The organism is Planktotalea sp. (assembly GCF_050633725.1).
Taxonomy (GTDB): domain Bacteria; phylum Pseudomonadota; class Alphaproteobacteria; order Rhodobacterales; family Rhodobacteraceae; genus Planktotalea.
The window spans coordinates 1-18,735 of record NZ_JBOEHB010000030.1 but is presented as its reverse complement, the minus strand read 5'-3'; the positions used below and the strand labels follow the sequence as shown (position 1 = coordinate 18,735).

Here is an 18,735-nt window from a genome sequence, read left to right as displayed (position 1 = left end):
ACGAGGGGGAGGACGGGTCTAGGCCATGAAGGGGTTTCAGGGATTTGATGCCCCCCCCTTCAAGCCAGCCCTCGCTTCTCCAAGCTTTGTTTCGTTTTGTCGTGCCACTCTTTCGACACGGATTGCAGGTTGCTCTTATCCCAGAACAACTTGAGGTCGCCGCGATGCGGTTCGATGTGATCAACCACCGGGCTATTAGGTTCGTTCTTTCCGCCAACGAGCAGGACGCCAGTCTGCTGGCAAACGGGCCACATCAACGGCTCTCTCTTAAACAGCACATGCATCGGCATGTCCTCTAACCGACCCGATATGTCGACGGCATCACGGCGCAACACAGCCAAGCGCAGCCTCTGCCAGCGAGCCGTGTTGATTGGCCCATCAGATCGACGCACACCACCAGCTGAGCGCCCCTCACGTTCGCCAATAGGCTTCAAGCGCGACGGCAAAGGTTTAAACCGAGGCGGCAGCGCACGCCCTTTCAGTCTGCCCATCACTTCGCCTTCTGTTCTGGTTGCGGGAGCAGGACTTGAACCTGCGACCTCTTGGTTATGAGCCAAGCGAGCTACCAACTGCTCCATCCCACGAAACGCAAAGCGCCCGCGCGGAATGTACCGTGCGGGCGCAAATCAGTTGTTGGTCGCTTGTCTATAGTCGTTAAATTGAACCGTCAATATTTTTCTTTCGCCACGGCGCGCGCCTCGGCAACTTATCACTGACAACATAGCGCTCAAGTGGCAGCCGTTTTAGCTCATCCCTGATATCTATCAAAGCGCCATACCATTCTAAATACCTGCGCCGAGCTGCTGCTATTTCATCAGGAGTGTCCTGCCAAACGATAGGGCAATAGTCGACATCAACACGAACCTGCGCACCATACTTGTTCTTACGGCTCAAACCTCGCCAATCGGTCGAGACATCTTTCATCGCGCGCGGTCCATATCTGCTGTTCATCCAACGCACCGGAGCGCATTTCGGTTGTGCACCGGGCATCCAATCTGGTGCTTTACCAAACCGAGCATAGTGAGCCACATCTAACGCCAAGCGCGCACCACCAACTGCCCTCTTGTGAATGAGCGAGGCAACAGCACCAGAAATCAACTCAGCATCGTGATGCGGCAGCGAGCGACCACCCCCATCAACGCGACACCCCTGCTGCAAGATCCTTAGTTGCGAAGCCATGCTGGCGCGTTGGCTAAATCCATATTCATCAAGATCAAGCTGAGCGCATTCCGCCCCAAATGCCCACTGCAAAAGCTGCACCACACTCTTAGTTTCTTTGATCTTTGAGCTGCTTACACTGCTATTTTGATCTACCATCAAGGCTAAACCCTGCATTTTGTATCCATTTATTTACTAGTGGCTAAATGTTGATTTTCGATAGAAAGAATGGGGGCGCAATCGGCTTAGCAGGCTAATTGTCGGCCCAATATCATCGCATTCCACACCAACATAAGTGAATGAAATAGAGGGATAAATTGGCGGTGCGCGGCCTAGTGGGCCTAGTCGGCTCAGTTTGCGGGGTTTATAGATAAATTTCGTTTTCCCCCAGACCCCGACAACATCGCTCGCGCATGCGTTACTTCGCAGATTGAGCCGATTAGGCCGACCGCGCCGAAATCGCGCCATAAAGTACTGACAATCAAAGGCTTTCCCCAAACCCCCGAAACCAATACTAAGCCGACAAAGCCGCCCAGTGGGCCGACTAAGCCGAAAATCAATCGTTGTCTGGATGTAGGGGTGCGGGGTGCGGGCGAAGCCCAAGGCGGCGATATGACGCCAAAGCGTCACTTGTCGGGTTCGCCGCTACTTGATGAGGCGTTCCTAGCGACAGGACGACCCTGAGCATTGCGCGTGGCGTTCTTGAGATCTTCGGCAAACTCGATCGAGAGCACGATACCCCGATAGCCCGTCACCTTCATCTTTGAGCGGATGAAACTCTTGCCAGTTGAGGCGTCTTTGTAACGCCCCGCCCGCGCAAGCAAATGATTGCTCACAGTGCGCAAGCCCCACATGGTTTCACCGCTGGCATCGAGCCAATAGTTGAATGCATCACCCAGATCGCGCGCCGTCATAAAGTCACTCGGCTCTCCAGTCACAAGACAACACTCAGCAAGGAACGTACCAATTGGATCGCTCGACTCGCGGTATTCTTTTGTCGCGTCCAAAATCTTCTCTGGCTCGCGCAAACCACTCTCGAGGTAATCCAACAGCCCATCGATGAGCCAATTGAGGATTCCCGATCGCTCGGCATATAGCGCCTCGGTCAAACCGCGATCGCGCTCTTCGGGCGGGATTTGAACATCAAATGGCACAAGCAAGATGCGACGCCAAATGCCGTCATCAGTGCCCCGAATGTCAGGCTTGTGATTGCCGGACATGGTGAGCTTGAACTCTGGGTGCACCTCGATAAAGTCGCCATGCAAAGGGCGCACAAGTATCGGCTCACCCCCTGTCAGCTCTTTGATCATGCCCTCTTGTAGACGCTCGCCTTGGTCTGGCTCAGAGGCGCGTACAAAACGCGCACCAACGAGCGGAATAAGGTCAGGCGTCGCATCGCCGCCACCACGCCGGTTGCGCCCTGTCAGACTTTCAATCTTGGCCGTCGCACCATAATCACCCATCATCTTGGCGATAAGGTCGACTAGAACCGATTTGCCATTGGCACCGCTGCCATAAAGGAATGCGAACTTTTGCTCACCGGTAAGGCCCGTCATTGATAGGCCAAGCCAACGCTGCAGAAACCCTCTGATTTCGATGTCAGGCTGAACACGCTCTAGGAAGGCATCAAACTTAGGGCAACGTGCTTCAGGATCGTGATCGACAGGCATCATCTTGGTAATAAACTGAGGCATATTGCGGCCCTTAACGGGCACGCGCCGCTCATGATCGAGCAATGTGTAATCAGCTCGATCAAGCTTGCTTTTGGGGTCCGGGGTAACTTCAAATCTGAGAACACCGCTTTGCGTGTTGATTGTTAACGGGTCAGCATCCAGATCTTCAAGCGCTTGCGCCAGTTCGATCTGGCCTTCTTTGAGCAGCCCATCGATCCGCGAGCTATTGCCGACCGACTTTGCGAACTTGCGATGCTCAGTCTTGATCGCTGACTTCTGGTCTTTGGTCTTGCGGATATTGGTAAGCTTGCGACCCAGACTTTCCATCTTCATGAGTTGCTCAGGCGTTTGATCTTTGGCTTCCACGGCTTCTAGCTGCGCGATCTCTGCGCGCACGCTTGGCTCAGACGCGATCACTTCTAGTTGCCAATCATCGAGCGTGACGAAAGGTACTTCATCCAACAAACGATCGTGAATTTTCTGCCCCAACCCTCTTATGAGAATATCATCGGCATCGACCTGCCAGCGCTTGCCGTCATAAACATGCCAACCCACGCGGGGCACCCAGATCACATCCTCGCCGTAATAGAGGCAAAACCGCTTTCCGTTGCCTGTATCATTCAAAGGCAGGCCTGCGCCCTCCGGCAGTAAATGTTCAAACGGATTGATCGGGGTGTGGGGATCATCAGGCGGCGCACCCCGATCCTCTTTCCCATTCTCAATTTCGGCGCGCAAAGATGGGTCAGGCTGCAGATCCTCTGCTGCATCAAATTGCCCGCGCACTTTGTCTTCGCCGCGATCGCTCACTTGGACGCCCCGCTTAACAACAAATCATTAAGATCAATGCCCTGCCCAGCACGAACAATCTGCGCTCGCAGACCAGGGTAAAACGCCATCGCGCGCTGCAAGCCAGACGTAAGCTTGGCGCGTGTCATCTTTTCTTCGCTGTCACCGTCCTGAATATAGATCAAACGAGTGACCCAAGGCGGTGGCACGAATGCATCGCGATCGCTCAGATCAGGCAACCCAGAGTATCGAACACCTGGTACGCGCTGCATTTTGCCCGACATGTTGCCTAAATCAACGCCAGCCCAATAATCCGCGCCCTCGATCGGGTCCGCAGCAAACGCAGAGAGCGTCGTTTCAATCCCCTCGCCCATGATTAACACAGAGCTACATCGCGAAGTTAATCGAATAGCGCCGCCCTTTTTGGACCCGATCACCAATTTGGCTGGCTGCTTTTCACCCCCGTGCGAAATCACGGCTTTTCCAAAGGGCGGCTCCGGATTGATCCACGTTCGATGAACAGCGCCCAAAACATTGCCAGGCGTTAAAATGCCAGCAATCATGCAGGGTCCGCGATGCATGGTGACATTTTCGCCGCCAACTTTCTTGATATAAGGGTGATCTGGGAGGAAACGGATTGCCTTGGGAAGATCGCTCAAAACAGCATCCCCAAAACCACGCCCGCGCAGGTAATCGAATAGCGGCCCGCCACTTACCCGCTCTGCGCTGTTCCAGATCTTGACGGCCTTCGCAATGGCCCACCTGCGAAACTGAGCTGACTTATCTGCTTGCTCTTGCTCGGCACGCCGTGCGCGATCTCGGCGTGCATCGATCTCATCTTGTGAAATGACAGCGGCTTGATCGCCACAAAGAAACGTCAAAGCGTCAGGGAATTTCATTCCTAAAACGGCCATCACCAGGGCAATCGTATCCCCGCCGCGAATATCGCACTTGCGGCACAGAAATGTCTTCTTGCCTTTGTTGATTCCAAATCGATCGCGACCACCACAAAGCGGACAAGGCCCAATCAACTCGCCTGAATTATCACGCAACCCCTGAACCCCAAGGCGATGAACAACCTCTGGCATGCTAAAGGCTTTTGCTTCGTCCACACGTGGATCCGTCGCATAACTCATTGGCACGCCCCGTTTGGCTGTTCTTGAAATTTCTCGAAACTCTGTGCAGCTGCACGCGCGTAATATCCACTCACCGCAAATCGCAGACGTTGCATGGCACCAGAAATAGCCAATGCAGTTGATGCAGAAACAATTTCCTCAGCAACCTCAACCAATGGAAAAAGCGCGCGGGATCCTTTCTGAGCATCAACCAACACAATCGACAGGCAGTCGCGCCAAACTTGGAAGTTGGTGTCGCGCTCATTAGTCAACGCAAGATGGGCGCAAGTCGCAACCAAGCAACGCTCTGCAGTTCTGATCCGCTCGCTCATTTTAAGTCCGCCCGCTGTTGCCAAGCGAAGACGCCCTGTGCGTTGATCTCATCCAAAGTTGCCTCCAGACGGGTCGGGTTAACTTCCTCGCACCAATTGCTGACGAATGCTTGTAGGCGCGTTCCCGCATCGACGGGGTCTACGAGGAAACGATTGGTAAAGTCGACAACCGCAGTTTGCGCCGCATCCTGAGCGGGCAACCATTCAAGCGCCGCAATTGCAAATCCCAATTGATCACGCACACTCAAGCGTCCTGTCTTTGCTTTCAAAGCGACAGAACAGGCCAGCAAGGCAAAAGCTTGAACACAGTCCCGCCTCATAGCAACGCCCCCAACTCAGTGGGCCTTTTGAACTTCTCTGGCAACTCGGGATAATCGCCAGCGCGCGTCAATGACTTGCGAACAATGCCAATGCGATCGACCTTGCCGAACTTGGGACGATCATGGGTGAACACCAACCAACAATAGCTTGTCGCAGATGTCGGTTTCTCATTGACGAACTTGCCTTTCTTCTCGTTCCAACGCCAAATCTTCACATCAGGATCGAGCAACACACCTTTCCAAAGCACAACGCGCTCAACGAAGGGCATAAACAGCGACTCCGGGTGATCTCGAAACAGCTGCTCATAACGTGTTTGGCCTTCAACGAAGGCGGTCCGCGCAAAGACTGCAACGCCGCGCCGCGCTACCTCCAAACCTCGCTCGATGAATTCTTGTCCGAGCCTAAAGGGAAAGTTCATCACCACCCAATCGACGCTTGGCGCATCGGCTACCCCGTCAATCAAAAAGTCGGCAACCGCATCCTGCCCTTCCCAACCATAATCATGCACGTCACTGGCATAAACTGACTTGAAATATTCAGCCGCGGGCTTGGCCATATATCCGCGATTGCAACAAGGATCCCAAGCGGTTTGCGCTCTCAAAGGCTCGCCGTGAGACAACAGCTTTTCGCACAGAGAGCGCGTTGCCCATGGCGGCGTTGGGAAGTCGTCCAAACTATCATGGGGCTCGGATCGTTGCTGCATAACAGCTGCGGAAGTATTTGCGCTGCTCATTTGCGCGCCCCCCCCTAATCGAAGTGAACCAGAGCGAGCGTTGACAACTCCCAAAACATACTCGGGTTCAAGACCAGCCATCAAACAAACCACCTCAAAATCAGGAGACCCGAACCAATTTCGGGCGCGCGCCCGATCTGCATGGCGATCTGCAACACGCTCGTTCAGGACTGTCCTGATTTCTTCAAGCAAAACAGCCAACCAAAGGTTCGCGCAGTTCTGAGCAGGCGCTGTGCTGTCAAATTCAGCGTCGCCAATTGGCAAATCAATGTGCGCGCCAAGTTTCTGCGAAGGCGGCACAAATTTGGCGAACTTCAAACCATGCTTGAGCGCATATCGATGCGCATGCATTGGCTTTCGTCCCATTGCACGCGCGGCTTCACTTTGGGTCATTCCTGCCTCTGCGCAGGACTCCCAAGTTGTGGGCTGTGCATTCATGCCAAACTCCCAACGCCAAAAAAATGGGCCGCAAACCGGCGAAACCAGTCGCGGCCCAAGGACAACAGGGAGGTAGGGGGACACTCTATGCGAGCCGCCGCGCCCCCACGGTACGGCGAAAGACGGCTGGCCTTGCGACCCCCGCTCGCGAGTTTCGACGTCAATGCGATAGACAATCCGCCCCGATCGCGCCTAACCTCAACAGATTGTTTACAAGGATACTTTTTATGAAGTTCGAACTGACGGGCATGGCCATCGCCATCGCATTGCTGGCAACTCAAGCGACGGCCAGCGACATCAACAAAGCCAAGCGAGCGCTTGACAAATCTTACTCCAGCGCACTGAACGCGATGGAGGCAATTTCCTGCGAGGATTTTACCAAAACAGCCGGAAATCCAGCTCTCTTCTCGCCGATGGTAAGTTTCATTCTTGGGCGCGTGTCTGACACATCTGCAAACGCTGCAAATCCGCTGAGCACCTTGTTTGTGCATTGTTACATGAACAAAGAGGACAACTTTGTTGAAACTGTAGATCGCTTTGTGGCAGGCGATCTCCGCTAAGTCCTGATCGGCTGGAAGCGACATCACGAATTCCTCCCAAAGCGGCGGAACAGCGCACAAATAATCCAGTTGCGCGTGAAACCCGCGGCGAAAAACAGCGCGGTTATCTCAAAAGACTCTGCGATCGAAGGCGCGTACCCCCAGAATGGCAACGCAAAGCGCGTTAACAAAACAGCCACGCACAAACCAACCAACGAATTAATGAGGGCCTCAACGAAACTCATCTCAAAGCCCCGCGCATTGCGTCTGACCAAGCCCAGCAAATGCCGATCGCAACTGCGCCCACATCCCAAACACTATCAAGCGCGATCCATACAAAATCACCGGGCGTCCAAAGCTGCGCCACTTGCAATAAGCAATAAGCAATGAAGAGCATGCGTAGTGCGGCTTGCCATGTAGGATGATAAAACCACTGGTGAAATCCGACATAGCCGCCCCATAGGTGGATAATCGAATTGCGCACCCAGAGGCCCAATTGGCTGGTCAATTGCTCAACGCCAACCGCCCCAACATCCGAATAGCCTAGGCCCAAGAGATCACTTCCCAAGTACACGGCGCACCCCCTTGGCAAACAGATTGAGCACCTGCAAACGTCCCTGTCCGCGCGTCATCACGTCCATGACGCGATAAACGCCAGTGAAACAGCCAATGGCGAAAACAATCTCGAATGGCGCTGAATGCGTACAGGCCAGCCAGTTGAGGACGGTCTTTTCATGCACGTTGAGCGCCTTGGCTGCTCGCCGCGCCGTTTCCTTGTCCGATCCGGGCCAGGTATCTTTCAGCAGATCGCGAAACCGCTGACGCGCGACATCTTGCAGGTTGGTTCGATCAATCTGGAAAGATGTTTCCTGTACAGGCGTGTTTTGACGCTGATCAGCACAAGAATTTTCTACATTAGTTGCGCTAGAGTCAGAGCATGGAACAGATTTTTGATCACGATTGCTCACGGCGCTGCCTCGGAAACGCACGACGGCCTTTTGGTCTCTGGGGGCCAGTTCTCACCGAGCCAACAAAGGGTCGCATTGAAGCGAGAAGTAGTCAAATCACCCCCATTTCGAAGAGAAGTGAGTTTTTTTGAGTCGCCAAAAATGCGATAGCTTGCCGTCGTTTCTGAATTCACACCGACTGCAAGTCGGTAGGCATCAATCGCTTCGAGTAGATCTGAAATGCTATACATGGCCACAGTAGATGCGGTTTTTTTACCTCACTGTCAACGGTATTTTTACCGCTCACACTGGCTAAACACATTGAGGTAACGTAACCGCATGAAAATACGTAACATTATCCATCGCATTGACAGCAGAAGGGCCGAGTTGCCTGAACAACTTGCCTCACTAACCGACAGGGCACTCTCACTAAAAGCCGGGCTGTCTAGCGACGCAATTCGCAATCTTCGCCGGCGCGCCGAAAAAAATCCCGATGCGGCAGGTGGGGCAAACGCAAATACAATTAGTTCATTAGCGAGAGTATTAGAAACAACAGAAAGTTGGCTTATCCATGGGACGGAAGCCACACCGGACTCTACTGCGATGAAGATGGACCGGCTTTTGGAATTAGATCCTGCTGCTCATGATCAAGTACTGGGATTGCTGGAAATTCTCCTAGAGAAACAAGAGAAAAATCCAAGGTCCGACTAAGAATATCTAAGTTTTCTTTAGATAATTGGGAAAGCTTCTGAACCACCTCATTACTTGCCACGTTAAACCTCTTAGCACATTTTAATCAAATATCCCTGCAATTTACAGCATAGGGGTTGCAATTTACAGCATAGGGGTTGCAATTCACCTTCGAAAGCTTCCTTTTTAGGTAATGGAAAACGATCCTGCCAAGATAGTCGACTACATCTCGAATGTTACACAACACTATTTTTTCGCCGCAAATTTCAGAGGCCGGCATCCAACCAAGTTTAAGTCTAACGCGCCGCTTTCCTTCAAAGTTTCTTATACCCTTAAGAGGATGTTTGTGAATGATCCTGTTGTTGCAGATGTAGGTAATGTTGATGGCTGGGTTGCTTGGCGTGACAACTACGATCTCACTCACAAGGCATTCAAACACTGCGAGAAGCACGGCCTAAACCCGGAACGGGGGCATACGTTCTTCTTTAGGCTGGGAGAGGAACCTTCGATCGCAAGTATCATTATGCGACCAACGGTTGAATTAACTGAAACCCTCCAGGATGATTTGGCGGCAAGCATTATTACGCTGTGTGGGTCCATCTTTGGCAGTCAGTCAACCGATCTGGCACTCTCCGAAATCCAAATCGACATTTTGATGCAGATCCGCGCCGGCAAAAGAGAAAAGCAAATTGCTCACAGTTTGGGAGTCTCGATAAAAACAGTACAGACACACAAGAGAAACATTGAAAGGTCTCTACGTGTCGAAACATTTCACCAAGCAATCATCAAAGCAACTAAAGCAGGGATATTCGACTAAAGCCTTAAGCTGGCTTAACCTAACTGTTTGTGAACCAGAATACTGTGAAAGCCAACCACATCCGGCATTGGATGAGTATTTTCGATCGCGGAAAAAAGTGTTCGTCGACAAGCTGGGATGGGAAATAAATCACTTTAACGACCGGGAAACCGATGAATATGACAATGAAAACGCATACTATTGCATCATTCTAAATAATGAAAAACTCGCAATGGCCGCTCGCGGACATCGTGTTGGGTCGCCCAATCCGGGGTCTCTGATCGAAGCGCTGTTTCAACTTTACCCCGACCTAGCAGTTCCGATCAGTAAATCAGATTGGGATGTAACGCGACTACTATTACATCCAACTCTCCGCGTACCACTCGCTCAAAAGATAATCGGATTTCGGACGTTGTTTGCTCGGCATCGGCAAAGGGCGAAGTCAGTTGGTTGCACGCGAATGCTGGCAGTTACCAATCCACAGGTACCCGCACACTTCGCTAAAATTGGCTTAAGGACTTCTAGAATAAGTAGAGTTGTGAAAATGAATGAAAACAGCTCCGAGATGGCCGTGTTTGCCTTCGAAGTTTAGGTTGCACCAAGATGCCTCGATTTGGAGATTGCGGTTTTTTAACCGCTTTTTATTGACAGCGGTTTTTTTACCGCTTACACGTCTTTGCATCACAGGAGGCAAAGATGGTACATTTTCAACCACCCCGGATCCCGCAGGCACAGCCGAGCGCTCAGTTTCTTTCGGATGCCCGCGAGGTGCTGGCCAATCCTGAGAAATACAGCGAACGCCCCCTTCTGCGTCGCCTTGCTTGGCTAACACTCAAGACTGCGAATGGGATGGTTTGCCGACAAAGGCACATGGTCGAGTTGCGCACCGAGGTGGCCCAATGAAGGCGCTACTCAGCAAGTCAGAGCAGGCGCTAAACCACGCCCGCGGCGTAATCGCCCAACCAAAGGATGCAAGCGACGCCATGATCCTTAATGCATGCGATGCAATTCGCACGCTAAGCCATGACAACGAGGAACGCGCCCGCGCTCTCGATCTGCAAGCCCTCATCAAAGGGGAAGCGGCATGACACAAGGCCAAGTTCAATTCGAGGTTCGGCGCTTCAAAAACGCCTACTACGTCTTTCGAAATGAAGTGCCCGTGCTTGGCCCTGAAAACCTCGATCAAGCAGAGGAAGCCTTGGAGCGCCTCAAGCGCGAAGAAAATTCGCAAGAGCGAAGCTGCATGACGTGCGACACAGCTTTTCTAAGTGAAGGTCCGCACAACCGCCTTTGCACCGCCTGCCGCGCGCGCTCTTTCTATGACGGAGCCGCATGATGGGACATTCTTTCGCTCACTCAGACAATCACGATCACTTGGGAGCGTCGCGCCAACCTCATGACCGCGCGCGCTTGAACTTGCCCTTGGATGCGAAAGACCCGCGTTCAAGGGCGATTTTTTGCCCACCCGAAATTGGCGATTGGGTCACCTTTCGCCGATCACCCTGCGCAGCGCCAGAGCAAGGCGTCGTGCGTAGCCGCCAATACTTCACTGGCATCATCGAAATCAGCGACATGCGCGCCAAGCCGCTGACGCTGCGTCCTGAGAATTACGAGGTGATACAATGAGCAACCATCGCCAGCACGCACAGCCAGAGCGCAAGGAATCCTTCACTCACGGAAGGTGTTCACCCGAAGAGCCCGAATTTGAAGACTCGGAAGGTGAGAATGATCAGGTGCTCGCGTCCATGCTGGGCGCGTGCATCCTGATCATGATAGCCACATGGGCCGCATTCATTTGGTGGCTTTTGTGACGGTCAGAGTTGAAGCGCACCGGCCACCAAATGAAAGTAAAAACCTCATGATCGGTATGACACTCTGCTCTGGCATCGGAGCGCCAGAAATGGCAGCTCCTTGGGTTGATTGGCGCCTTGCCAGCGAAATTGAGGCGTTTCCCCGTGCCGTACTGCAAGCGCGATTTGGCTACAAACTGCCAGAGAACCACAATCAGGGCGACCCGCTCTTGTGGGGCGACATGACCGAAGTAACGCCAGACCTTTTGCGGAGCCGCGGCGTTCCTCTGCCTGACATTTTGGTGGCTGGAACACCTTGCCAAGCATTCTCGATCGCTGGCCTGCGCAAAGGCACCGATGACCAACGCGGTAACCTAACTTTGAAATTTGTGGAGACTTGCCATGCAACAGTCGATGCTCGACCTGATGGAAAACTCGCAGTCCTCTGGGAAAACGTCCCAGGCGTCCTCTCAGACAAAGGAAACGCCTTCGGCTGCTTCTTGGGAGGACTTGTCGGCGCATTGGATCCCCTCATACCGTGTGAGCGTCCAGCAAGGGGGAAGTCAAACGCAGGATGGACATGGGTCAAGGCCGGCAGAATTGCAATCGAAGACGAAGATGGAAAGCCAACCGGAGAATTCGAAGTTGTTAAAGCCCACCACAGATGCAAATGGCCAAGTGAGGGTATGGTGCAGGGGCCAAGGTCACGGGCAGCATGGTCCGTTCTCGATGCCCAATTCTTCGGAGTGGCGCAGCGGCGCAAGCGTGTGTTCGTTGTCGTCGATTTTGGAAACTGCGTCGATCCCGCAGCGGTACTTCTTGAGCCAGACAGCATGCGCGGGGATCCTCCGACGCGCGGGGAAGCGGAACAAAGCTCTGCCGAAGGCGCTGGAGCGAGCACTCAAGAGTGTGGTGACTCCCCAATAGTTATAGATAGAGCGGCTTTCAATCAGGGTGAAAACGCGCAATTCTCTCCGGAGATAAGCGAGAAACCGTCAATGCCTGCATTGGTGGCACGCGGCCCACATGCGGTTGCTGCGCGCATGACGGCCATCGGCGAATACACAATCGATGGCACGGCTTCTACGCTTAAAGAGCGCGATTACAAAGACGCGACAGATATTGTGGCGCACTCCCTGCGTGGCGAAGGCTATGATGCCAGTGAGGACGGTTCTGGCCGCGGCACGCCGATTGTGCCAGTTGCAGGCGCGATTTGCCGAGACAGTTTTTCAGGCGGCCCCAGCGGACGCCCAGAGGGTGCAGCTGCTGGTCATTTTGTTCCCATCGCGTTCCCAGCCGAAATGTCAGGCACACAAGTCGCGGCTCCGGGTCCGTTATCGCCTGCGCTTTCGGTGACGCACACAACGGCCATAGCCCAATCGTGGGCCGTGCGCCGCCTGACACCAACTGAATGCGCGCGCTTGCAGGGCTTTCCTGACGATCACACGGCAATCACCTACCGCGGCAAACCTGCGGCAGACGGTCCGCAATACAAAGCATACGGAAACTCGATGGCCGTGCCAAACATCAAGTGGGTCATGGATCGGATGAAGCTCAGCATGGAGCAGATAAAAAGGAAACCACAATCATGACTGATCAAACCAAAATCGAATGGACAGATTACTCGGTCAATTTCTGGGAAGGTTGCCAGAAGGTCGGCCCGGGCTGCGATAACTGCTACGCAGAGGCGCGCGACAATCGCTTTACAGACGGCAAGCATTGGGGGTCAGGCGCGCCGCGCCGGAAGGTGAAAGGCGGCATCGCGAAGCTTCGCAAGATCAATCGTGACGCGCCTGCGTTCTTCGAGAAACATGGCCGCTGGCCGCGCGTGTTTTGTTCCTCTCTGTCCGATGTGTTCGACAACGCGATTGATTTAGCGTGGCGCAAAGAGGCTTTCGAAGCGATAGAGGCTGCGACTGATACCCGGGTCCAGATGCTTACCAAGCGTGTTGGCAACGTCGACAAAATGATCCCAGAGCTTTGGAGGCAGTGGAACTGGCCTAAGCATGTGGGCCTTATGATCACGGTTGTGAACCAAGAAGAAGCAAACCGCGACATTCCAAGATTGCTCGATCTTAAGAAACGCCACTGCATTCCTTGGGTTGGGTTGAGTATCGAGCCGATGTTGGGGCCGGTTGATCTGCTAGTGACGACACATGAAGGTCACGACCTTTCGGTATTACGTGGCTTAGGCGTCGACCCGACAGACCCTGAAGGCGCGGACGTATTCTATCGAACTCCGATAATAGATTGGGTCATCTGCGGTGGCGAGAGCGGCCCGCACGCGCGCCCTATGCACCCTACATGGGCCAAGTCGCTGCGCGACCAATGCCAGAGCGCAGGCACAGCGTTCTTGTTTAAGCAGTGGGGGGAATGGCAACCCTATTCCGAACACGATGAAACCAACGGCCCCGCATTGCACGATGAGCCGCCAATCCGACACCCCGATGCCAGAACCCGCAACCGCTTTGACGCCATCTGCATGGACAGTGACGGCACCGAATATGGACTTGGCGAAAAAGGCCAATTCCCAAAGGCACCGCATGGTGCGTTCGCAGGTCCGCATTCCATGTCCATGCATCGCATCGGCAAGAAAGCCGCTGGGCGCTTGCTTGATGGCCGCGAATGGAACGAGGTGCCAACATGACGCGTCAAATCCCGATGCTGTTCAGTCCAGCCATGGTGGAAGCACTGCTGGCCGGTCGCAAAACCGAAACGCGGCGCATCCTAAATCCGCAGCCCGAAACCTACCAAAATGACGCGGGTGAAACCTGCGACATCTACCCCTTCAGGGTGGAAGGTGAAACGCGGTCGCGCATAGCGTCAGGCTTTGGCGGGTCGGGCGTTATCACCACGCAAGAATGCAGGGCAGAAGTCGGTGACCTGATTTGGGTCAAGGAAGCGCACTATGCGCTCGGGTGGTGGGAAACCACCGATGAACTGACCAAGAAAACGCAGAAGCCAAAGCGGCAGTTTGTCAGATACCCTGAAAAACCCGTGCTGTTCGAAGCGCCAGATGATGTGATGACCGGCCAGCCCGAACAGCGGTCAGGATGGTATAAGCGTTCCAGCCTCTTTCTGCCCAAACTGGAAAGCCGCCTGACGCTGAAAGTCACTGCGTTCGATATTGAACAACTGCAGGACATTGATGAAGCCAGCGCTGCGGCTGAAGGGGTTGAACGCCTAGCCAACCCGACACGCCAAAAATACCCATTCAAAGTCTACGGCAACCGCACAATCGGTGACGGCTGCAGGAGCGCAAGGGCGTCATATCGAACACTCTGGAACAGCATCAACGGGTTCTGCGCATGGGACGCCAACCCTTGGGTCGATGTCACCAAGTTCGATGTCCTGCACCAGAACGTCCAAGGGGTCGCGGCATGACCGAAATCGAAAGATGGGTGTCTGAGCATGATGCGGTCAAAGCCGCGTTGGCAGAAAGGAAGGTGGCTAAATGACCGACTTCGAACGCGAACTGCGCAGACAAATTGCTGATGAAATCGCCAACAAATTTGGATCACTGGCTCCCTACAAGCTGGTGCAGGATTTCGTTCGACATGGCCTCAAACAAAAAGGGGATGGGAAATGAAAGACTGGCTACTTGTACCAATCCCAAAACGGAAAAAAGAGCTATGCGACTTGATCCACGAAATACCTAAGAGGTTTCGCCCAAGAGACTTTGATGGTGAACCAGCCTACAATGCCGACCGCGTGAGATATGTTCTGGCCGCGCGCAGAATGTATTGGGACCGACCTGATCTTCGAGAACCGGAGAAACCAAAAAGACGCGAGTGCGAAATTTCCGCTCACGAGGTGAATATTTGGCTTCAAACCCTTCCGAGGCTCGCATGAATTGGTTCGCATCGCACAGACAAGACTGGATCGCGGACATGCTGCGCGTTTATGGCTTCATCACTCGCAGCCACCTGCAACGCAAATTTGGTATTTCTTGCGCGCAAGCCGCACTCGACTTTCGCGCGTTCAATGACGCCAACCCCGATGCGATGAAATACGACAATCGCAAAAAGGTTTACCTCGCCAGCGAAGCGCCAAAAACGCTACTGGCACAGCTTTGACAAAAAGGGACGTTTCAGGAATGGCCGAAAACGTAGTGATGGATTTGAAAATCAATATTCAAGATCTCGAAAGCTTCAAAGACCTAGTTTTAGCGCTTGGCGCATGGGCAGAAGAGGCCCGCTTTCGCGATGATTTAACTGAGGCGGAAACCAACCTTCTTTCCGCAGCCTACGAACAGAAATAAGGGACGAACATGCAAGCACTTCGTATATCCAACGCTACGCGAGTCTTAGCGGATAGCCAAGACGAATATCACGCCCTTACGATCCACGATGAGGTGATCGATGGGGTGAACCACATGACCTCACTCTGGGAGCCGACGCCCAAAGAGCTCGCGGATCTGGCAAACGGTGGCTCGGTCAAGCTCACTATCCTTGGCACAGGTCATCCGCCTGTCAGCGTCACCACTCAAAAGGCACCAGAATAGGTCATGTCGCAGCATCCAAAACAAACCTGTGCCTGTTTCGGCTGCAAGCGGTGGTCACGCAAGTTTCCGCCGCACTGGTCGTTTCTTTGCCGAGATCACTACCGCTTAGTTCCCGACCAGATGCGCAGGCTTCACACACGATCACTGAGACGCCTCAACGCCTCCAAGGACGACAAGAACCTCCTGCAGCGAGAGGAACGTATCTGGCGGCGCTGCGTAGACGCAGCAACCCGAGAAGCATTGATGGGAGTTGGACTATAATGGGAATTGAAATCGCGACTTCCGAAGACATTGCCGAGATGAAAGAGATCATGCTTGGTCTTTCGTCTCAGGTGCAATCCCTTACCCAAACTGTTGAGGGCTTGCGCCAGGAACAAATGCCGGAATGGTTCACTGTCAAAGAGGCTGCGGAATACCTGCGCGTCAAACCAGACACAATTAGGCGCAAGGTGCGCGCCGGCCATTTCGACACACGCCGTGAGGGCAAAAACATTTTGATCAGCAGAGAGTGTATTGTAGATCAATCCAATCGCTGAGCTAACTCTTCAGCAGTCTCATTGTAATAAATCATTAACATTTTGATATCTTTGTGGCCTACCGTTCTGGCCAAGCTTAGAACATCCATCTTTTTCGCCAGCTGAGTGATTGCCTCATGGCGGCTATCATGAAACCGCAAATTTTCAATCTTTGTTTTGTCTCGGGCCTTACGAAACAGCGCATCGATCTGCTGACTATTAAGATCGAACAGTGGCCCATCCGTTTCGGGTAGAGCCTCCAAAAGACCGAGAGCTGATGTAGACAAGGGAACTTTTCGGACAGTGCCATTCTTGGTTTTCGGCAAAGTAGCAACCCGCGTTTCTCGATCAACGGTTTCATCTGTTAGGCCGACAATCTCACCAGCTCGCATGGCCGTCTCAACAGCAAAGCGGAACGCATGCACTGCTCGCGCTGTAGCCTTGGTCAAGTCCGTGCCTGCAACCTCCACCAGCCTCTCTATCTCATCCGAAGACACGCGCCGATCGCGTGGCGGTGGTGATGACGGTTTTCGAATGTCAGATATAGGATTGTGCGCGATCAGACCCCACTCACGGCGCGCGGTTGTCAGCACCGATGATATAAGCGTCAACTCGCGACGCACGGTTCCAGGCGCAACCTCTTTGGAGCGGCGGTCTCGCCAATCGGCGAAGTCAGAAGGCTCCAGATCCGCTAAGCGCTTGCCTGCGATCCTGTCGGTCGACAAGCGCTCAAGGCGCACCACTTCCCACTTTCCCCCGTCACGTTTGGGCGATTCCTCACGCGCGTAACGATCAAAGGCGTCTTTCAATGTGATCTTCGATTGGGGCGGCTCTGCATTTGTTACAAGATACTCTTGCCGCGCAGCCCAATCTTGAGCTTCGCGCTTGGTTGCGAAGCTCGCTGATTTACGATTGCCTTTGCGGGCAATCTGAGCTTGCCACTTGCCAGACGGTAGTTTTCGGAATGTCGCCATGTGGCGGATTCGTAATTCGTTCGTAATCGATTGTCAAAATGGTATGTTTGTTTGTGGTATGTTCTCACTTCATAGCACCCCTAAAACACGCCATTTGGCCTTAAAACATAGGTGTTTATGTGAGTTTGTTGGGTTTTTTGAGTTGCCTCTCCTGGGCACCAATTTTTCCGTAAAAATCAAACAAATTCAGTGTGTAATGAGATTTATGCAAGTTTTCATCCACACTTCAATCCACACTAAACCACTTGCTCTTCCGATCTCGACCGCACCCAGTGCGCAAAGTAGTTCTTTCGGTCTCGGTTTTTTGGCCGATCCGCGACAAAACTAAACAGTCTGCAAGAAACTCATCGCTGTTTATCGCAATCGGCCCTAAGTTGCCATTCACCTCACCGTTCGAATGCTGCAGTCGCAACCTGCATAGCGGACCTTGGTCTGTCAGGCAGCATTTCAAGACGTCCCTTCATCAATCCTCACCAGCGTCCCGCCGGCCCCATGCAGTCAAAAACCGACTGATGGTAGACTTGTGCTTTTCATCGAACGCATCGCTTCGTGGGGGCTCACTCAACCGCCGCCGGAACTCGTCCACTTCTAGCAGTCGATCAATTCCGTTCACTTGTGCGCGGTCGTTCTCTCGTTGCACAAGATCACCAGGTTCGCCACCAAAGCCTCCCATACCGTGACTATAAGATTTCCCTAGAAAGGCTGAAGCACGTTGGTAGAGCTTTACGTCGTCCTCCAACGCCTGCGTTGTGTAGGCTATGACCTCACCAGCCGCATCTGGCTGCAATCGGTCCCACTCAAAAGCAAGCGGGCGAAGATAGCAAAGTGCCGTCAGTTGCGGCTGCACGGAGCATATCGAGTGATTGACTGCGAAGCCGTTCGGCCAAGGCTTCAGTCGTGAGCGTTTCCGCTCCTGAAGAAGGTTCGCGGTCTGGATGGCTTGGATAGTAGTCCTCCCAAGCAGAATTGCTGAAATCGACGTGCCATTGCAAGGTGGCTACCGCGACAGCCCTACCCAGAAGCTTGGATCGTTCTTCAAGAGTAGTTCGATCCCTGAGTATGGATCGCGATAACCAATGCAGTCGTAGCCCGTTGTCGCCATATGATGCGAAACCGCGTCCCTCATCTTGGTCCAAAAGCAAATCGTCAGCCATGCCGAACAATGCGGTCAGCGACTTCTCCCCATGTTCAAAAGAGATTTTGGGGCCATGAGTAGTCAACTCATCAAGAATGTAGGCAGCTTTGGTTCGCCCCTCGGCTTGTGTGATTCCAATTGCCTCCCGAACACGGACTTAAATTTCTTCAACCGTCCTCGATGCATCAAGGAGACAGTCGAGTCCTGCCTTGGGTATCGTTTTGAGGGGCACTGAAAATCGAAAGTAAGTGTCAAAGTGCTCGGATGAGTGAGGTGCCCCTAGTTTCCT

The 18,735-nt window shown here is 53.3% G+C and carries 28 protein-coding genes and 1 tRNA gene; 16 read left to right on the top strand and 13 right to left on the bottom strand.

What is annotated here, in order from left to right; all coding sequences use genetic code 11:
• Positions 1-59 precede the first annotated feature (59 nt).
• From ACRBCU_RS17750 to ACRBCU_RS17715, 8 genes are all read right to left on the bottom strand, one after another.
• Positions 60-491, bottom strand: a complete 432-nt coding sequence (locus ACRBCU_RS17750) for a hypothetical protein (protein WP_431366731.1) — start codon at positions 489-491, stop codon at positions 60-62.
• A 17-nt stretch (positions 492-508) separates the two neighbouring features.
• Positions 509-584 (bottom strand) — tRNA-Met (locus ACRBCU_RS17745).
• A gap of 70 nt (positions 585-654) precedes the next feature.
• Positions 655-1,335 carry a hypothetical protein gene (locus ACRBCU_RS17740; RefSeq protein ID WP_431366730.1) on the bottom strand — a complete coding sequence of 227 codons (681 nt, stop codon included), beginning with the start codon at positions 1,333-1,335 and terminating at the stop codon, positions 655-657.
• 449 nt (positions 1,336-1,784) lie between these two features.
• Positions 1,785-3,638, bottom strand: coding sequence for a DNA primase family protein (locus tag ACRBCU_RS17735; RefSeq protein WP_431366729.1), 1,854 nt, complete (start codon positions 3,636-3,638; stop codon positions 1,785-1,787).
• Positions 3,635-4,753 (bottom strand): DUF7146 domain-containing protein, encoded by a 1,119-nt coding sequence (locus tag ACRBCU_RS17730; RefSeq protein ID WP_431366728.1) that lies wholly within the window; start codon positions 4,751-4,753, stop codon positions 3,635-3,637. Before ACRBCU_RS17730 ends, ACRBCU_RS17735 begins: the two co-directional genes overlap by 4 nt.
• Positions 4,750-5,064: a hypothetical protein gene (locus ACRBCU_RS17725; protein WP_431366727.1), complete on the bottom strand. Its 315-nt coding sequence runs from the start codon at positions 5,062-5,064 to the stop codon at positions 4,750-4,752. The genes ACRBCU_RS17730 and ACRBCU_RS17725 overlap by 4 nt, the downstream gene beginning before the upstream one ends.
• Complete coding sequence (locus ACRBCU_RS17720; RefSeq protein WP_431366726.1) at positions 5,061-5,384, bottom strand: hypothetical protein; 324 nt, start codon at positions 5,382-5,384, stop codon at positions 5,061-5,063. Before ACRBCU_RS17720 ends, ACRBCU_RS17725 begins: the two co-directional genes overlap by 4 nt.
• The gene (locus ACRBCU_RS17715; protein ID WP_431366725.1) at positions 5,381-6,556 is read right to left on the bottom strand and encodes a hypothetical protein; all 1,176 of its coding nucleotides are present in this window, start codon (positions 6,554-6,556) and stop codon (positions 5,381-5,383) included. Before ACRBCU_RS17715 ends, ACRBCU_RS17720 begins: the two co-directional genes overlap by 4 nt.
• 227 nt (positions 6,557-6,783) lie before the next feature.
• Here ACRBCU_RS17715 and ACRBCU_RS17710 point away from each other — a divergent pair, with 227 nt between their 5' ends.
• A complete protein-coding gene (locus ACRBCU_RS17710; RefSeq protein ID WP_431366724.1) occupies positions 6,784-7,116 on the top strand; it encodes a hypothetical protein in 333 nt (110 codons plus the stop codon).
• Positions 7,117-7,139: 23 nt separating this feature from the next.
• On the opposite strand, the gene ACRBCU_RS17705 is transcribed toward ACRBCU_RS17710, so the two are convergent.
• From ACRBCU_RS17705 to ACRBCU_RS17695, 3 genes are read right to left on the bottom strand one after another with little or no spacing between them, the layout of a single operon-like run.
• A complete protein-coding gene (locus tag ACRBCU_RS17705) occupies positions 7,140-7,340 on the bottom strand; it encodes a DUF7220 family protein (RefSeq protein ID WP_431366723.1) in 201 nt (66 codons plus the stop codon).
• On the bottom strand, positions 7,337-7,669 hold the full coding sequence (locus ACRBCU_RS17700; RefSeq protein ID WP_431366722.1) for a hypothetical protein: 333 nt from the start codon (positions 7,667-7,669) through the stop codon (positions 7,337-7,339). Before ACRBCU_RS17700 ends, ACRBCU_RS17705 begins: the two co-directional genes overlap by 4 nt.
• A complete protein-coding gene (locus ACRBCU_RS17695; protein WP_431366721.1) occupies positions 7,653-8,063 on the bottom strand; it encodes a hypothetical protein in 411 nt (136 codons plus the stop codon). The genes ACRBCU_RS17700 and ACRBCU_RS17695 overlap by 17 nt, the downstream gene beginning before the upstream one ends.
• Before the next feature lie 318 nt (positions 8,064-8,381).
• On the opposite strand from ACRBCU_RS17695, the gene ACRBCU_RS17690 reads away from it, so the two are divergent.
• The 15 genes from ACRBCU_RS17690 (at position 8,382) to ACRBCU_RS17620 (ending at position 16,358) form a co-directional block, all read left to right on the top strand.
• The gene (locus ACRBCU_RS17690) at positions 8,382-8,753 is read left to right on the top strand and encodes a hypothetical protein (protein ID WP_431366720.1); all 372 of its coding nucleotides are present in this window, start codon (positions 8,382-8,384) and stop codon (positions 8,751-8,753) included.
• Between the two features lie 325 nt (positions 8,754-9,078).
• Positions 9,079-9,549: a response regulator transcription factor gene (locus ACRBCU_RS17685; RefSeq protein ID WP_431366719.1), complete on the top strand. Its 471-nt coding sequence runs from the start codon at positions 9,079-9,081 to the stop codon at positions 9,547-9,549.
• Positions 9,491-10,120 carry an acyl-homoserine-lactone synthase gene (locus ACRBCU_RS17680; RefSeq protein ID WP_431366718.1) on the top strand — a complete coding sequence of 210 codons (630 nt, stop codon included), beginning with the start codon at positions 9,491-9,493 and terminating at the stop codon, positions 10,118-10,120. Before ACRBCU_RS17685 ends, ACRBCU_RS17680 begins: the two co-directional genes overlap by 59 nt.
• Positions 10,121-10,427: 307 nt before the next feature.
• Entirely contained in the window at positions 10,428-10,616 is a 189-nt protein-coding gene (locus tag ACRBCU_RS17675) for a hypothetical protein (RefSeq protein WP_431366717.1), read from the top strand.
• Entirely contained in the window at positions 10,613-10,864 is a 252-nt protein-coding gene (locus ACRBCU_RS17670; protein ID WP_431366716.1) for a hypothetical protein, read from the top strand. Before ACRBCU_RS17675 ends, ACRBCU_RS17670 begins: the two co-directional genes overlap by 4 nt.
• The gene (locus ACRBCU_RS17665; RefSeq protein ID WP_431366715.1) at positions 10,864-11,154 is read left to right on the top strand and encodes a hypothetical protein; all 291 of its coding nucleotides are present in this window, start codon (positions 10,864-10,866) and stop codon (positions 11,152-11,154) included. The genes ACRBCU_RS17670 and ACRBCU_RS17665 overlap by 1 nt, the downstream gene beginning before the upstream one ends.
• On the top strand, positions 11,151-11,339 hold the full coding sequence (locus tag ACRBCU_RS17660) for a hypothetical protein (protein ID WP_431366714.1): 189 nt from the start codon (positions 11,151-11,153) through the stop codon (positions 11,337-11,339). Before ACRBCU_RS17665 ends, ACRBCU_RS17660 begins: the two co-directional genes overlap by 4 nt.
• 47 nt (positions 11,340-11,386) lie before the next feature.
• A complete protein-coding gene (locus ACRBCU_RS17655) occupies positions 11,387-12,910 on the top strand; it encodes a DNA cytosine methyltransferase (protein ID WP_431366713.1) in 1,524 nt (507 codons plus the stop codon).
• Entirely contained in the window at positions 12,907-13,965 is a 1,059-nt protein-coding gene (locus ACRBCU_RS17650) for a DUF5131 family protein (protein ID WP_431366712.1), read from the top strand. The genes ACRBCU_RS17655 and ACRBCU_RS17650 overlap by 4 nt, the downstream gene beginning before the upstream one ends.
• On the top strand, positions 13,962-14,702 hold the full coding sequence (locus ACRBCU_RS17645; RefSeq protein ID WP_431366711.1) for a hypothetical protein: 741 nt from the start codon (positions 13,962-13,964) through the stop codon (positions 14,700-14,702). The genes ACRBCU_RS17650 and ACRBCU_RS17645 overlap by 4 nt, the downstream gene beginning before the upstream one ends.
• Before the next feature lie 70 nt (positions 14,703-14,772).
• The gene (locus ACRBCU_RS17640; protein WP_431366710.1) at positions 14,773-14,907 is read left to right on the top strand and encodes a hypothetical protein; all 135 of its coding nucleotides are present in this window, start codon (positions 14,773-14,775) and stop codon (positions 14,905-14,907) included.
• A 259-nt stretch (positions 14,908-15,166) separates the two neighbouring features.
• The gene (locus ACRBCU_RS17635; protein ID WP_431366709.1) at positions 15,167-15,394 is read left to right on the top strand and encodes a hypothetical protein; all 228 of its coding nucleotides are present in this window, start codon (positions 15,167-15,169) and stop codon (positions 15,392-15,394) included.
• 20 nt (positions 15,395-15,414) lie between these two features.
• Positions 15,415-15,579, top strand: a complete 165-nt coding sequence (locus ACRBCU_RS17630) for a hypothetical protein (RefSeq protein ID WP_431366708.1) — start codon at positions 15,415-15,417, stop codon at positions 15,577-15,579.
• A 9-nt stretch (positions 15,580-15,588) separates the two neighbouring features.
• A complete protein-coding gene (locus ACRBCU_RS17625; protein WP_431366707.1) occupies positions 15,589-15,822 on the top strand; it encodes a hypothetical protein in 234 nt (77 codons plus the stop codon).
• A 260-nt stretch (positions 15,823-16,082) separates the two neighbouring features.
• On the top strand, positions 16,083-16,358 hold the full coding sequence (locus tag ACRBCU_RS17620; RefSeq protein WP_431366706.1) for a helix-turn-helix domain-containing protein: 276 nt from the start codon (positions 16,083-16,085) through the stop codon (positions 16,356-16,358).
• On the opposite strand, the gene ACRBCU_RS17615 is transcribed toward ACRBCU_RS17620, so the two are convergent.
• Both ACRBCU_RS17615 and ACRBCU_RS17610 read right to left on the bottom strand, forming a co-directional pair.
• Positions 16,343-17,311, bottom strand: a complete 969-nt coding sequence (locus ACRBCU_RS17615) for a tyrosine-type recombinase/integrase (protein WP_431366705.1) — start codon at positions 17,309-17,311, stop codon at positions 16,343-16,345. The genes ACRBCU_RS17620 and ACRBCU_RS17615 overlap by 16 nt on opposite strands.
• Before the next feature lie 463 nt (positions 17,312-17,774).
• Positions 17,775-18,158 (bottom strand): hypothetical protein, encoded by a 384-nt coding sequence (locus tag ACRBCU_RS17610; RefSeq protein WP_431366704.1) that lies wholly within the window; start codon positions 18,156-18,158, stop codon positions 17,775-17,777.
• Between the last annotated feature and the right edge of the window lie 577 nt (positions 18,159-18,735).

Coding starts and splice junctions, on each gene's coding strand:
- ACRBCU_RS17750 (WP_431366731.1), bottom strand. CDS start 491: ATGGGCAGACTGAAAGGGCGTGCGCTGCCGCCTCGGTTTAAACCTTTG.
- ACRBCU_RS17740 (WP_431366730.1), bottom strand. CDS start 1,335: ATGCAGGGTTTAGCCTTGATGGTAGATCAAAATAGCAGTGTAAGCAGC.
- ACRBCU_RS17730 (WP_431366728.1), bottom strand. CDS start 4,753: ATGAGTTATGCGACGGATCCACGTGTGGACGAAGCAAAAGCCTTTAGC.
- ACRBCU_RS17725 (WP_431366727.1), bottom strand. CDS start 5,064: ATGAGCGAGCGGATCAGAACTGCAGAGCGTTGCTTGGTTGCGACTTGC.
- ACRBCU_RS17720 (WP_431366726.1), bottom strand. CDS start 5,384: ATGAGGCGGGACTGTGTTCAAGCTTTTGCCTTGCTGGCCTGTTCTGTC.
- ACRBCU_RS17715 (WP_431366725.1), bottom strand. CDS start 6,556: ATGAATGCACAGCCCACAACTTGGGAGTCCTGCGCAGAGGCAGGAATG.
- ACRBCU_RS17710 (WP_431366724.1), top strand. CDS start 6,784: ATGAAGTTCGAACTGACGGGCATGGCCATCGCCATCGCATTGCTGGCA.
- ACRBCU_RS17705 (WP_431366723.1), bottom strand. CDS start 7,340: ATGAGTTTCGTTGAGGCCCTCATTAATTCGTTGGTTGGTTTGTGCGTG.
- ACRBCU_RS17690 (WP_431366720.1), top strand. CDS start 8,382: ATGAAAATACGTAACATTATCCATCGCATTGACAGCAGAAGGGCCGAG.
- ACRBCU_RS17675 (WP_431366717.1), top strand. CDS start 10,428: ATGAAGGCGCTACTCAGCAAGTCAGAGCAGGCGCTAAACCACGCCCGC.
- ACRBCU_RS17670 (WP_431366716.1), top strand. CDS start 10,613: ATGACACAAGGCCAAGTTCAATTCGAGGTTCGGCGCTTCAAAAACGCC.
- ACRBCU_RS17665 (WP_431366715.1), top strand. CDS start 10,864: ATGGGACATTCTTTCGCTCACTCAGACAATCACGATCACTTGGGAGCG.
- ACRBCU_RS17660 (WP_431366714.1), top strand. CDS start 11,151: ATGAGCAACCATCGCCAGCACGCACAGCCAGAGCGCAAGGAATCCTTC.
- ACRBCU_RS17655 (WP_431366713.1), top strand. CDS start 11,387: ATGATCGGTATGACACTCTGCTCTGGCATCGGAGCGCCAGAAATGGCA.
- ACRBCU_RS17650 (WP_431366712.1), top strand. CDS start 12,907: ATGACTGATCAAACCAAAATCGAATGGACAGATTACTCGGTCAATTTC.
- ACRBCU_RS17645 (WP_431366711.1), top strand. CDS start 13,962: ATGACGCGTCAAATCCCGATGCTGTTCAGTCCAGCCATGGTGGAAGCA.
- ACRBCU_RS17640 (WP_431366710.1), top strand. CDS start 14,773: ATGACCGACTTCGAACGCGAACTGCGCAGACAAATTGCTGATGAAATC.
- ACRBCU_RS17635 (WP_431366709.1), top strand. CDS start 15,167: ATGAATTGGTTCGCATCGCACAGACAAGACTGGATCGCGGACATGCTG.
- ACRBCU_RS17630 (WP_431366708.1), top strand. CDS start 15,415: ATGGCCGAAAACGTAGTGATGGATTTGAAAATCAATATTCAAGATCTC.
- ACRBCU_RS17625 (WP_431366707.1), top strand. CDS start 15,589: ATGCAAGCACTTCGTATATCCAACGCTACGCGAGTCTTAGCGGATAGC.
- ACRBCU_RS17620 (WP_431366706.1), top strand. CDS start 16,083: ATGGGAATTGAAATCGCGACTTCCGAAGACATTGCCGAGATGAAAGAG.
- ACRBCU_RS17615 (WP_431366705.1), bottom strand. CDS start 17,311: ATGGCGACATTCCGAAAACTACCGTCTGGCAAGTGGCAAGCTCAGATT.